Source organism: Rhodoferax sp. GW822-FHT02D07 (assembly GCF_058802405.1).
Map to the genome: position 1 here is coordinate 53,730 of NZ_JBXAOD010000011.1, position 12,359 is coordinate 66,088.

The 12,359-nt window shown below is 64.8% G+C and carries 11 protein-coding genes and 1 tRNA gene; 10 read left to right on the forward strand and 2 right to left on the reverse strand.

Annotation, left to right across the window (positions count from 1 at the left end):
• Positions 1-27: 27 nt before the first annotated feature.
• On the reverse strand, positions 28-1,011 hold the full coding sequence (locus tag AC1RNN_RS19530; protein ID WP_493091309.1) for a response regulator: 984 nt from the start codon (positions 1,009-1,011) through the stop codon (positions 28-30).
• Positions 989-4,495 carry an ATP-binding protein gene (locus tag AC1RNN_RS19535; protein WP_493091307.1) on the reverse strand — a complete coding sequence of 1,169 codons (3,507 nt, stop codon included), beginning with the start codon at positions 4,493-4,495 and terminating at the stop codon, positions 989-991. Before AC1RNN_RS19535 ends, AC1RNN_RS19530 begins: the two co-directional genes overlap by 23 nt.
• A 121-nt stretch (positions 4,496-4,616) precedes the next feature.
• On the opposite strand from AC1RNN_RS19535, the gene AC1RNN_RS19540 reads away from it, so the two are divergent.
• From AC1RNN_RS19540 to AC1RNN_RS19585, 10 genes are all read left to right on the forward strand, one after another.
• Positions 4,617-4,919 carry an urease subunit gamma gene (locus AC1RNN_RS19540; protein WP_493091306.1) on the forward strand — a complete coding sequence of 101 codons (303 nt, stop codon included), beginning with the start codon at positions 4,617-4,619 and terminating at the stop codon, positions 4,917-4,919.
• 22 nt (positions 4,920-4,941) lie between these two features.
• Complete coding sequence (locus AC1RNN_RS19545; RefSeq protein WP_493091305.1) at positions 4,942-5,535, forward strand: HupE/UreJ family protein; 594 nt, start codon at positions 4,942-4,944, stop codon at positions 5,533-5,535.
• 10 nt (positions 5,536-5,545) lie between these two features.
• Positions 5,546-5,851: an urease subunit beta gene (locus tag AC1RNN_RS19550; RefSeq protein WP_493091304.1), complete on the forward strand. Its 306-nt coding sequence runs from the start codon at positions 5,546-5,548 to the stop codon at positions 5,849-5,851.
• Complete coding sequence (gene ureC, locus AC1RNN_RS19555; protein WP_493091302.1) at positions 5,851-7,569, forward strand: urease subunit alpha; 1,719 nt, start codon at positions 5,851-5,853, stop codon at positions 7,567-7,569. Before AC1RNN_RS19550 ends, ureC begins: the two co-directional genes overlap by 1 nt.
• A gap of 2 nt (positions 7,570-7,571) precedes the next feature.
• A complete protein-coding gene (locus AC1RNN_RS19560) occupies positions 7,572-8,063 on the forward strand; it encodes a GNAT family N-acetyltransferase (protein WP_493091300.1) in 492 nt (163 codons plus the stop codon).
• Between the two features lie 66 nt (positions 8,064-8,129).
• Entirely contained in the window at positions 8,130-9,377 is a 1,248-nt protein-coding gene (locus AC1RNN_RS19565; RefSeq protein ID WP_493091298.1) for a serine hydrolase domain-containing protein, read from the forward strand.
• Positions 9,378-9,386: 9 nt separating this feature from the next.
• Positions 9,387-10,037, forward strand: coding sequence for an urease accessory protein UreE (gene ureE / locus AC1RNN_RS19570; RefSeq protein ID WP_493091297.1), 651 nt, complete (start codon positions 9,387-9,389; stop codon positions 10,035-10,037).
• Between the two features lie 9 nt (positions 10,038-10,046).
• The gene (locus AC1RNN_RS19575; protein WP_493091295.1) at positions 10,047-10,724 is read left to right on the forward strand and encodes an urease accessory protein UreF; all 678 of its coding nucleotides are present in this window, start codon (positions 10,047-10,049) and stop codon (positions 10,722-10,724) included.
• 47 nt (positions 10,725-10,771) lie between these two features.
• Positions 10,772-11,458: an urease accessory protein UreG gene (gene ureG, locus AC1RNN_RS19580; RefSeq protein WP_493091293.1), complete on the forward strand. Its 687-nt coding sequence runs from the start codon at positions 10,772-10,774 to the stop codon at positions 11,456-11,458.
• A 13-nt stretch (positions 11,459-11,471) separates the two neighbouring features.
• Positions 11,472-11,558 (forward strand) — tRNA-Ser (locus tag AC1RNN_RS19585).
• Positions 11,559-12,359 lie beyond the last annotated feature (801 nt).

The following is a 12,359-nucleotide window of genomic DNA, read 5'->3' on the forward strand; positions in this document are numbered from 1 at the left end:
GGGAATGGGTTGTCAGCCCATTCTGCCCTAGCCTTCAAATTGCGGATGCAACTGCCGGATGCGCGACATGGCCATGCCGGCCGCCGCGGTGCGCGTCTCCACGCCCAGCTTCACGAACACGCGCTCCAGGTGCTTCTTCACCGTCATCGGGCTGCTGCCCAGGATGTCGCCGATGTCCTTGTTGGTCTTGCCCTTGACCACCCAGTAGAGTACCTCGGCCTCCTTGGCGGTGAGCTTGAAGGACAGGCTCATGGCTTCGATGACGGCGGTGTCGGACACCTCGCGCATGACGATGAGCCAGTCGCCACCCGCGTCACTGTCGCCAATCTGCTGGTGCAGGCGGAAGGTCAGGCGCTTGGGGCCGCGCTCCAGGCTCAGTTTTGCTGGCTCAGCTCCGCGCGCCAATGTCTGCAGGCAGCCCTGCAACCAGCCCAGCACGTCGGGCGGGGTCTGCGGCGCCTGGGTGCCGCAGTAACGCTCCAGCAGCTCGCGCGCCAGCGGGGTCTGCCACATGAGGCAGCCGTCGGCGGCGCGCACGGTGATGGTGGCGTAGCCAAAGGCATCCAGCGCGTTGCGCGTCTGGCGCCGCTCGCGCGCGCCCGCCAAGTGCACGCCCATGCGTGCCAGCACTTCCTTGGGCTTGATGGGCTTGGTCACATAGTCCACGCCCCCGCTCTCCAGCGCGGCCACCAGGTACTCGGTCTCGGTGAGGCCGGTCATGAAAATGATGGGGATGTGCGTAGTCTGCGGCGCGGCCTTGAGGCGGCGCGCCACTTCAAAGCCGTCCATGCCGGGCATCATGGCGTCGAGCAGGATCACGTCAGGCAGGCCCTGGCTGGCGCGCTGCAGCGCGGCCTCGCCCGAGGTGGCGATCAGCACGGTGTAGCCCGATTCGTCCAGCGCGTCGTGCAGCACCGAGAGGTTGTCTGGTACGTCGTCCACGATGAGCACCACATCGCTATTGGCGCGGTCCAGCGCGTCGTCGGGGTCAGAGAGAAGTGGGGCTTGCATCCAGCGCTTTCTGCAATTGGGTGGCCATGGCCTCGAACTGGTACTGGCGCGCCAGCGCGCCCATGGACTGGGTGAAGGCCAGGCACTGCGGCTGCGCCGCGGCAATCGCGTCGAGTTTGTTGACGATGCCGCGGTAGAAGCCCAGGCGCACCAGGTCCAGCAGGGCCTGGCAATCGGCAGGCGCGGGCCAGGTGAGCTCGGCTGCGGTGGCGGCCAGGGGCGCGGCCGCAGGCTCGGGCACGCTCATCGTGTCCACCCACTCCAGTGCCAGCTTGCGTTCCAGCCAATCCAGCAGCTCGGTGTGGCGCACGGGTTTGACGATGAAGTCTTCGGGCGGCAGGCCCTGGCCGTTGTCCAGCCCGCGGTCAAAGGCATTGGCCGAGACGATGGCCACCTGCGGCTGCGCGCCGCCCAGCGCGGGGTTGGCGCGGATGCGGCGCAGGGTCTCCCAGCCGTCGATACCGGGCATGGCGAGATCCAGCAGCACCACATCGGGCTGCAGGCCGGCGGCCAACAAGTCCAGGCAGTCGTGGCCGCTGGCGGCGGTACGCACCTCAAAACCCAGCGGCTCCAGCAGGCTGACCAGCAGTTCGCGGTCGGCCTCTTCGTTGTCCACCACCAGCACCCGGCGGCGCGCGCCGGCATAGGCCAGGCGTGGCTTGCGCGGCGCAGGCTGGCTGGCTTTCTCGGCCTGGCCCGCAGGCAGGTGCAACTCGGGCAGGAACAGGCGCACGCGGAACACCGAACCCTCGCCCAGCGCCGTGGTGGCCGACAGCTCGCCGCCCATGAGGTCGGTCAGCATCTTGGCAATAGTCAGGCCTAGCCCAGAACCCGCGGTGCCACCGGCGGCGCTGGCGCCGCGCGTGAAGGGCTCGAAGACGCGGTCCAGGTCTTCCTGCGCCATGCCGGGGCCTGTGTCGCGCACCTCCACCTGGGCCATCTCGCGGGCATAGCGCAGGCGCAGCGTGACGCTGCCCTGCTGGGTGAACTTGATGGCATTGCCCAGCAGGTTGAAGAAGATCTGGCGCACGCGCTTTTCATCGGCGCGCACCCACTCAGGGATCGCGCCCTGCACCTCAAAGTGAAACTGCAGGCCCTTGGCCGCGGCCTGCAGCTCGAACATGCTGGCCATCTCGTGCATACCGCTGGCGAACTGCATGGGCTTCACATTGAGCGTGAGCTTGCCGCTCTCGATATGCGCCATGTCCAGCGTACCCTCGATGAGCGAGAGCAAGTGTTCGCCACCGCGCTTGATGACGCTCACCGCCTGCTTGCGGTGCGGCGGGATGGACGCGTCTTCCCCCATGAGCTGGGCGTAGCCCAGGATGCTATTGAGCGGCGTGCGAAGCTCGTGGCTGATGGCGCTGATGTAGCGGCTCTTGGCCTGGTTGGCGGCCTCGGCGGCCTGCTTGGCGCGTTCGGCCAGCAGCTTGGCATCCTGCAGCGCTTCATCCGTCTGGCGGTGCGACTCGATTTCGCGCATCAGCAAATGGGTCTGGCGGTTGGACTCTTCCTGCGCCACCTGCCGGCTCTTGTGCGCCAGCACCAGCCACCAGGCCACGATGCCCGACATCAGCATCAGCGCCGCAAAGGCCTTGCTGAAACCGGAGCGCAGTGAGGCCTGCATGGCGCTCTGCTGCTCGCCCACTGCCGTGATGGCGCCCAGCTCCTGCATATAGAACATGCCGAACACCGTGGCCAGCAGCGGCACGATGATGAGCATGAGCAGGATGAAGTGGCCCAGCCCCGTGTCCAGAAACGGCCATACCGGTTTGGGCAGCAGCCAACGCAGCGCGGCTGACCACTGGGTGGACAGGTTCGCATGCGGCTTGCACATGTCGCCACAGCGCGCATCCAGCGTGCAACACAGCGAGCAGATGGGGCCCTGGTAAGCCGGGCAATGCGCCATGTCCGGCCCTTCGTACTCGCGCTCGCAGATGACACAACGGCGCACGGTCAGGCGCGCATAGCTGCCCTGGCTGGAAGCGTCCATGGGCTGGCGGGCCAGGTAGTACTTGCCCTTGGTGAACCAGGCGATCAAGGGAGAAGTCACCATGGCCGTGACCAGTGCCACCACGGCAGAGAATGCCTTGGCCAGTTCACCAAACAGTCCCAGATAGGCCGCGATCGACAGGCCGGAGGCCAGCGCCATGGCGCCCACGCCCACGGGGTTGATGTCGTAGAGGTAAGCGCGCTTGAATTCGATGCCCTTGGGCGACAGGCCCAGGGGCTTGTTTATGACCAGATCAGCCACCACAGCCATGATCCAGGCGATGGCAATGTTGGAGTACAGGCCCAGCACATCGCCCAGCGCCTGGAACACATTCATCTCCATCAGCATGAAAGCGATCACGCTGTTGAACAGCACCCAGACCACGCGCCCGGGGTGGCTGTGAGTGAGGCGCGAGAAGAAGTTGCTCCACGCCAGCGAGCCGGCGTAGGCGTTGGTCACATTGATCTTGAGCTGCGACACCACCACAAACACCGCCGTGGCCGCCACCGCCCAGCCCAGCGTGGGGAACACATATTCATAGGCCGCCAGGTACATCTGATTCGGGTCCACCGCGCGGTCGGTGGGCACGGCGTGGCGTATGGCCAGGTAGGCCAGGTAGGCGCCGCCCAGCATCTTGATGACCCCCAGGATCACCCAGCCCGGCCCGCCCACCAGCACGCCCAGCCACCAGCGGCCCTGGTTGGCCGCGCTGCGCGCGGGCATGAAGCGCAGGTAGTCGGCCTGCTCCCCCATTTGGGTAATTAGCGCAATGCCCACGGTCAAAGCAGCACCAAACAGGTGCAAATTGAAGCCGCCATTGCCGCCAATCTCACCAACATAGTGCGTTATGCCGGTGAATGCCTGTGGGTCGCGCACCAAAACAAAGCCGAACGGCACCACCAGCATCACCAGCCACAGCGGCTGCGTCCAGATCTGCAGGCGGCTGATGGTGGAGACCCCGTGGGTGACCAGCGGAATCACCACCAGCGCGCAGATCAGGTAGCCCCAGGTGGGCGGAATGTCCAGCGCCAGCTCCAGCGCATAGGCCATGACAGCGGCCTCCAGCGCGAAGAAGATGAAGGTGAAGGAGGCGTAGATAAGAGAAGTGAGCGTGGAGCCGATGTAGCCAAAGCCGGCACCGCGGGTGAGCAGGTCCATGTCCACCCCGTAGCGCGCGGCGTAAACGCTGATGGGCAGGCCTGCCAAAAAGATCACCAGCCCGGTGGCCAGGATGGCCCAGAGCGCGTTGACAAAGCCGTATTGCACCAGCAGCGTGGCGCCCACTGCCTCCAGGATCAGGAAGGAGGCCGCGCCAAAGGCGGTATTGGCCACGCGCCACTCGGACCACTTGCGAAAGCGCTGCGGCGTGAAGCGCAGGGCGTAGTCCTCCATGGTCTCGGAGGCCACCCAGTTGTTGTAGTCGCGGCGGATCTTCACCACCCGCTGGGCGGGCGCTTCGTCGGCAGAGGGGGGCAGCGGCAGGGAACTCACATCCAGTGGGGTGCAGATTTCATGCCACCGGACTGGGACGTTTGGCGTATGGATAAAGGCACAGGGATTGCTTACAGTGCAAAGTCCTGAAAACCGAATACCGCCACATTTCGAGAACGTTATGGAACTCACGCCTAGAGAGAAAGACAAGCTGCTGATCTTCACCGCCGCCCTGCTGGCCGAACGGCGCAAGGCCCGCGGCCTCAAGCTCAACTACCCCGAAGCCATCGCCCTGATCAGCGCTGCCGTGATGGAAGGCGCCCGCGACGGCAAAACCGTGGCCCAACTCATGAGCGAAGGCCGCGCGGTGCTGACCCGCGATGACGTGATGGACGGCATCGCCGAAATGATCCCCGACATCCAGGTGGAAGCCACCTTCCCCGACGGGACCAAGCTGGTCACCGTCCACCAACCCATTGTCTGAACACCCAGTCCACGGAGACCGTATGCGACCCTCGTTGAAAAATGCTCTTTTTTTGATAGCTGCTTGCGCAATATCCACGGGGGCTAGTGCCCATACCGGCCATGGAACGCATAGCCTGATGGAAGGCCTGGCCCATCCATTCGGCGCCGACCACCTGCTGGCCATGCTGGCCGTGGGCGTCTGGTCCGTGAGCGCCCTGCCCACCCGCCAGGCCTGGCAAGGCCCCGCCACCTTCCTGCTGGCCCTGGTGGCAAGTGCAGTGCTGGGCGCCAGCGGCGTGACCCTGCCCTACCTGGAACACGCGATTGCACTGTCGGTAGTGCTGTTTGGCGCCATGCTCATCGTCGCGGCCAAATCCGTGCCCAAGGCCTTGGGCCTGGGGCTCGTCGCCGCGGCCGCCTCGCTGCATGGCCTGGCCCATGGTGCGGAAACACCAGCAACCGGCTTTGCCGGCTACGCCGCCGGCTTTGTGCTGACCACGGCTGCGCTGCACCTGGGCGGCGTGGGCGCTGGCCTTTCAGTCCGCCGCTGGCTGGCGGCGCGCAGCACCGTGGTGCTGGGTGGCCTGGGCACCGTGCTGGGCTTTGCCGGCCTCTACCTGTTTGCCCAAGTCTGAGGGCCGCGCCATGATCCCCGGCGAAATCATCACCGACGAGGGCGAGCACGCCCTCAACACCGGCCGCCGCACGTTGACGGTGGTGGTGCAGAACACAGCGGACCGCCCCATCCAGGTCGGGTCGCACTACCACTTTGCCGAGACCAACGGCGCGCTGGGCTTTGACCGCGCTGCCGCGCAAGGCATGCGGCTGAACATCCCCTCCGGCTCGGCCGTGCGCTTTGAGCCCGGACAGCAACGCACCGTGGAACTGGTGGACCTGGCCGGTGACCGCGTGGTCTACGGCTTTCGCGGCTTAGTTCAAGGAAAACTGTAATGGCAACGATTGGACGCCGCGCCTACGCGGAAATCTTTGGCCCCACTACCGGTGACCGCGTGCGCCTGGCCGACACCGGCTTGCTCATCGAGGTGGAGAAGGACTACACGCTGGCCTCCGGTGCCTATGGCGAAGAAGTGAAGTTCGGCGGTGGCAAGACCATCCGCGATGGCATGGCGCAATCGCAAAAGACGCGTGCCGAAGGGGCTGTGGACTGCGTGATGACCAACGCGCTGATCCTGGACCACTGGGGCATCGTCAAGGCCGACATCGGATTGAAGGGCGGCCGCATCGTCGCCATCGGCAAGGCCGGCAACCCCGACACCCAGCCCGGCGTGGACATCATCATTGGCCCTGGCACCGAAGTCATCAGTTGCGAGGGCAATATCGTCACCGCCGGCGGCATCGACAGCCACATCCACTTCATCTGCCCGCAGCAGATCGAAGAGGCGCTGTGCAGCGGCGTGACCACCATGCTGGGCGGCGGCACCGGCCCGGCCACGGGCACCTTTGCCACCACCTGCACGCCCGGCCCCTGGAACATCGAACGCATGCTGCAGGCGGCCGATGCCTTCCCCATGAACCTCGGTTTCTTGGGCAAGGGCAATGCCAGCCTGCCCGCCGCGCTACATGAGCAGATCAATGCGGGCGTGATTGGCCTCAAGCTGCATGAGGACTGGGGCACCACGCCCAGCGCCATCAGCAATTGCCTGGACGTGGCCGACGCCACCGACACGCAGGTCGCCATCCACTCCGACACGCTCAACGAGTCTGGCTTTGTGGAGGACACCGTCGCCGCGACCAAGGGCCGCGGCCTGTGCGCCTTCCACACCGAAGGTGCGGGCGGTGGCCACGCACCCGACATCCTGCGCGTGGTGGGGCAAGACAACTTCCTGCCCAGCTCCACCAACCCCACCATGCCCTATACGCAGAACACGCTGGATGAGCATGTGGACATGCTGATGGTCTGCCACCACCTGGACGCCGGCATTGCCGAGGATTTGGCATTTGCCGAAAGCCGCATCCGCAAGGAAACCATTGCGGCCGAAGACATCCTGCACGACATGGGCGCCATCAGCATGATGAGCAGCGACAGCCAGGCCATGGGCCGCGTCGGCGAAGTCATCATCCGCACCTGGCAGACGGCCGACAAGATGAAGGCCCAGCGCGGCACCCTGCCCGAAGACTCGGTGCGCAACGACAACTTCCGAGCCAAGCGCTACATCGCCAAGTACACCATCAACCCCGCCATCGCCCACGGCATCAGCCACGAGGTGGGCAGCATCGAGATCGGCAAATGGGCCGACCTGGTGGTCTGGAAGCCGGCTTTCTTCGGCGTCAAACCCGCGCTCATCCTCAAGGGCGGCTTCATCGCCCACGCGGCCATGGGTGACCCAAACGCCTCCATCCCCACCCCGCAACCCGTGCACTACCGGCCCATGTTCGGCTCCTTTGGCAGCGCGCTGCACAAGAGCTCGTTCACCTTCGTGTCGCAGGCCGGTTACAGCGCGGGCGTGAAGGAACGTTTTGGCCTCGCCAAGAATGTGGCGGCGGTGAAAGGCATCCGTGGCGTGCGCAAGCAGCACATGGTGCACAACAGCTACTTGCCCGTCATGGAGATCGACGCCCAGACCTACACCGTGCGCGCCGACGGCCAGTTGCTGACCTGCGAACCGGCAGTCAAGCTGCCGATGGCGCAACGCTACTTCCTGTTCTGAGCATGCCGGTTGTCGACCTGCATATCCGCCTGGACGACCTCAGCGACCCACGCATCGCGGTGTTTCTGGACGAGCATTTGCGCGACATGCGGGCCACCTCGCCGCCCGAGAGCGTGCATGCGCTGGATCTGAGCAAACTCCGCGATCCCAGCGTGCATTTCTGGACGGCGTGGTTGCCAGGACCCACAGGTGCCAGCGATGGCACGCTGGTGGGCACCGGCGCCATCAAGCGCCTGGATGCGCAGCACGCGGAGCTCAAGTCCATGCGCACGGCCGCGAGCTTTCGCGGCCAGGGCTTTGCCAAGCGCGTGCTGCTGCACATCCTGGTACAGGCCCGCGCCTTGGGCTTTGCGCGCCTGAGCCTGGAGACCGGTACCCAGCCCTTCTTTGTGCCTGCACACCAGCTCTACCTGGCCCAGGGCTTTGAACCTTGCGGCCCCTTTGGCAGTTACACGCTGGACCCGAACAGCCGCTACCTGACGATGGCCTTGTAAGGCGCCTTGAGGGCCGCGCGCCCGCTGCGCCACAATCGGCCCATCTTCATTGCTCCGCCATTGCCCATGCTTCTGCGACGCAACATCCTACTGCTCCTTGCCGCTGCGCTGGTTGGCAGCCCGGCTTTGGCTGCCCCCGACGAAGACCTGCTGGGCAAGGCCACCGGCTACCCCGTGGCGCCACGCTTGGGTCAGGCCTTCCAGGAGGCCTACCGCGTGGGCTCCTTCAGCGCCATGGACACGCTGTCACCTCACTGCTTGCTGGAGCCCTCAAGCCAGCCACAGCCCCTGCCCCGGGCTGCCAGCGAAACGACGTTCCGCTATCAGTTTGACGGCAAGACGCTCACGCTGGACGACTACATGCAGCGCCAGCGCGCCACCGCAGTGCTGGTGCTCAGAAACGGCCAGATCGTGGCCGAGCGCAGCAGCTACGACCGCAAGCCCGAGCATCGCCTGCTGTCCAACTCCATGGCCAAGACCATCGTGGCGCTGGGCATCGGCAAGGCACTAGAGGAAGGCCGCATCCGTTCGCTGGATGACACCGCCGCCACCTACGAGTCCAAGCTGGCCGGCACTCTGTATGGCGAAACCAGGCTCATCAATCTGATGCGCATGGCATCAGGCGCGAAGTTTGTCGAAGACTATTCGGGCAAGGATGACCTGGCCCGCTTCAACCAAATCACGCGCACGCAGGGCAATGCAGCGGGCGCCCAGGTGATCACCGAACGCGTGGCGCCCGAGGGCACGCTGTTCAACTACGCCAGCGCCGAAACCCAGATGCTGGGCCTGGCGCTGCGCGGTGCCACGGGCCAAAGCCTGTGCCAGTACATCGGTGAAAAGATATGGCAGCCGCTGGGCGCCGAGTCGCGCGCCACCTGGCTCACCAACCCGGTGGACCAGACAGAGCTGGCCGCCGGCAACTTCAACGCCACGGTGCACGACTACGCCCGCCTGGGCCTGCTGCTGGCCAACGACGGTGTGCGCAATGGAAAAACCATCATCGGCAAAGACTACCTGCTGCGCATGACCGACGCAAGCCAGCAGCCCCCGGCCTTCCGCCCCGGCACCATGCAGAACAAGGGCAGCACCTATATGGGCTACGGCCTGCAGACCTGGCTGCTGCCGGGCAGCCACCGCCGCTTTGTATTGTTGGGCATCTACGGCCAAGCCATCATGGTGGACCCGGCACTCCAACTCGTCGTCGTGCACATGGCGGTGGCCAAGGACGCCTCGGGCGACGCCAGCGGCACCCGCATGGGCCAGGAACGCAGCGCCCTGTGGCGCGGCATAGTTGCTGCTTACGGCAACTGGTAAGGAATCTTCATGCTTCAAGTCTCCAAATGCATCCCCCAAGGCCAGGGCCTGGCCGCCGTGCTGCTCAAGCGCGCCGCCACCGTCGAACTCGACTGGGACGTGCGCCAGAAAAGCCGCTTCGATGCGACGGACTCCGCCGGCCGCACGCTGGGTGTGTTCCTGCCGCGCGGCACGACCGTACGCGGTGGCGACGTGCTCGTCGCCGAAGATGGCTCGCTGGTGAAAGTGATTGCTGCCCCCCAGGCCGTGCTGCGCATCACCCATTGCAGCGACCACGGCACACCCTTCGACCTCATCCGCGCCGCCTACCACCTGGGCAACCGCCATGTGCCCATCGAGCTCAAGCCCGACCACCTGAAGATCGAGCCCGACCATGTGCTGGCTGACATGCTGCGCGCTATGCACCTCATCGTGAACGCGGTGGACGAGGCTTTTGAGCCCGAAAGCGGCGCCTACGCCCAGGGCGGGCACGCAGGCCACCACCACGGACATGGCCACAGCCATGACCACGATCACAGCCATGACCACGGACACAGCCACACCGCCCCTGCGGCCACCAGCCTGCGCGGCATTCCCGTGGCCGTCCAGGCCCAGCCCCACGTGCATGGCCCGGACTGCAAGCACGGTCATAACCACGACCACCATCACCACGGCCAGTAAGCGCACGCCATGCTCGACAGCAGCCTAATGCAACTCATATGGCTGGCCTCGCCGGCCCTGCCCATTGGCGGGTTTTCCTACTCGGAATGCCTGGAAGCAGCCGTGGACAGTGCGCGAGCTGCTACAGAAACAGAAGCATCGGCCTGGCTGGTAGACCAGTTGCACCTGAACCTGGCGCGCTCTGAGTTACCCACCCTGGCCCAGGCCATTGCCGCCTGGCGCGCTGACGACATGCCGCGCGTGGCCGCCCTCAACGCCTGGGTGCTGCAAACCCGCGAAAGCGCTGAGCTGCGCGCCCAGACCGAACAGATGGGCAAGAGCCTGCTGGAATGGCTCAAGAACCACACCACCGCCACGCCCACGCAGATTGCTGCGCTGGCACCGCTGACGCCCAGCTACACCGTGGCCTTCGCGCTGGCAGCTGGCGCCACGAGCGCTCCGGTGCGCGAGTGCCTGCTGGCCTACGCCTTTGGCTGGGCCGAGAACATGACCCAAGCCGCCATCAAGTCCGTGCCACTCGGTCAAAGCGCCGGCCAACGCATCCTGTCGGCCCTGGCGGCCGAGATTCCCGCCGCGGTGGATCATGCCCTGGGCCTGGACGATGACAGCCGCCAGGCCTTTGCCCCCATGCTGGCCATCCTCAGCAGCCAGCACGAAGTCCAATATTCACGCCTTTTTCGGTCCTAGCCCCTGTCAACATTGCGCAAGCAGCTCTTTTATTGATAGCAATCACCATGTCCGCACTGCACCACATCGCCAACCGCACCAAGACCCTGCCCCCCCTGCGCGTGGGCATTGGCGGCCCCGTCGGCTCCGGCAAAACCACGCTGCTGGAAATGCTCTGCAAGGCCATGCGCGAGCAATACGACCTGGTCGCCATCACCAACGACATCTACACCAAGGAAGACCAACGCCTGCTCACCGTCAGCGGCGCGCTGCCGGCAGACCGCATCATGGGCGTGGAAACCGGCGGCTGCCCGCACACCGCCATACGCGAAGACTGCTCCATCAACCTGGAAGCCATCGACCGCATGCTGGTGGACCACCCCAATGCCGACATCGTGTTCGTGGAAAGCGGTGGTGACAACCTGGCCGCCACCTTCAGCCCCGAGCTGTCCGACCTGACGATTTACGTGATCGACGTGGCGGCTGGCGAAAAAATTCCCCGCAAGGGCGGCCCCGGCATCACCAAGAGCGACCTCTTCGTCATCAACAAGACCGACCTGGCCCCCCACGTGGGCGCCAACCTGGACATCATGCGCAGCGATACCGAACGCATGCGCAACACGCCCAGAGGCATGAAACCCTTCGTAATGACCAACCTGAAGGACCTGACCGGCCTGAAGGATGTGATCAGCTTCATCGAAACCAAGGGCCTGCTCAAGGCCGCCTCAGCCGGGCTGCCGGGTGGGCGCAGTTAGAATACGCAGCTCTGGAAGCTTGGCCGAGCGGTTTAAGGCACCGGTCTTGAAAACCGGCGAGGGTTTATCCCCTCCGTGAGTTCGAATCTCACAGCTTCCGCCGTCTCAGCCCACTCTGGTTTCGCAGCGCGAAGCCTGTCCATTAGTAGCGCTTCGCGCTCATTTTCAAAGTTCGCCGCGAGCATCCATTTCGCGGCGTCTTCTCCTAATTCGATAGCAAAGTTTCCAGCAAGCGCGGGGCTTAGGCGGCCGTTTTTTCGCGCGTTCGTTATCGTGCTGGGCACGATATTGAACATTCTCGCCCAGTCAGAAACCGTTTTGATCTCCAGCGCTTTGTGCAATAAATCGATGGTTTTTGGCATGTCAAGTCTTTCGCGATAAGAATTTATTTTCGCACTGAACGTGCAAATCTTGTTGCACGTTCAGTGCAGGCCACTCTACATTTCGTTGCATTGAACGTGCAAACGAGATTTAAGCGGCCATGCAACATAACCAGTCGTCAATACGGAACCCAGCGAAGCGCGAACAGGCGCTGAGTGGCTTGGCCGCTTCCCCAGCGTCTGCTGCGCTGGGTTCCACCCCTGTCCAGGCATTCGAGCCTGCTTCCGTCCTCTACAACCGCCACCACATCAATTGCATTCGATGCATTGCCGCTGGTCGCGGCCATTTCTACGGTTCGCGCTGCCCCGTCGGCGCTGACCTGTGGGCCGCCTATCAAGCCTCTCCCACCATCTCCTGCCTTTGCGCTGAACCCATCTCAGATTGCCGCTGCAACGGCGTAGGCGCAGCGGAGAGCGGGGCGCAGCACCGCCTCGCTGCGCCGAAGGCGCAGACAACACCCCCCGATGGTAATCACGGGGGGTACTTCTCCGGAGCGAACGAACGTGTCTAAAGCCAACCC

What these genes read in the sequence shown, in the direction of transcription:
- AC1RNN_RS19530 (WP_493091309.1), bottom strand. Translation starts at nt 1,011, where the DNA reads ATGCAAGCCCCACTTCTCTCTGACCCCGACGACGCGCTGGACCGCGCC.
- AC1RNN_RS19540 (WP_493091306.1), top strand. Translation starts at nt 4,617, where the DNA reads ATGGAACTCACGCCTAGAGAGAAAGACAAGCTGCTGATCTTCACCGCC.
- AC1RNN_RS19545 (WP_493091305.1), top strand. Translation starts at nt 4,942, where the DNA reads ATGCGACCCTCGTTGAAAAATGCTCTTTTTTTGATAGCTGCTTGCGCA.
- AC1RNN_RS19550 (WP_493091304.1), top strand. Translation starts at nt 5,546, where the DNA reads ATGATCCCCGGCGAAATCATCACCGACGAGGGCGAGCACGCCCTCAAC.
- ureC (WP_493091302.1), top strand. Translation starts at nt 5,851, where the DNA reads ATGGCAACGATTGGACGCCGCGCCTACGCGGAAATCTTTGGCCCCACT.
- AC1RNN_RS19560 (WP_493091300.1), top strand. Translation starts at nt 7,572, where the DNA reads ATGCCGGTTGTCGACCTGCATATCCGCCTGGACGACCTCAGCGACCCA.
- AC1RNN_RS19565 (WP_493091298.1), top strand. Translation starts at nt 8,130, where the DNA reads ATGCTTCTGCGACGCAACATCCTACTGCTCCTTGCCGCTGCGCTGGTT.
- ureE (WP_493091297.1), top strand. Translation starts at nt 9,387, where the DNA reads ATGCTTCAAGTCTCCAAATGCATCCCCCAAGGCCAGGGCCTGGCCGCC.
- AC1RNN_RS19575 (WP_493091295.1), top strand. Translation starts at nt 10,047, where the DNA reads ATGCTCGACAGCAGCCTAATGCAACTCATATGGCTGGCCTCGCCGGCC.
- ureG (WP_493091293.1), top strand. Translation starts at nt 10,772, where the DNA reads ATGTCCGCACTGCACCACATCGCCAACCGCACCAAGACCCTGCCCCCC.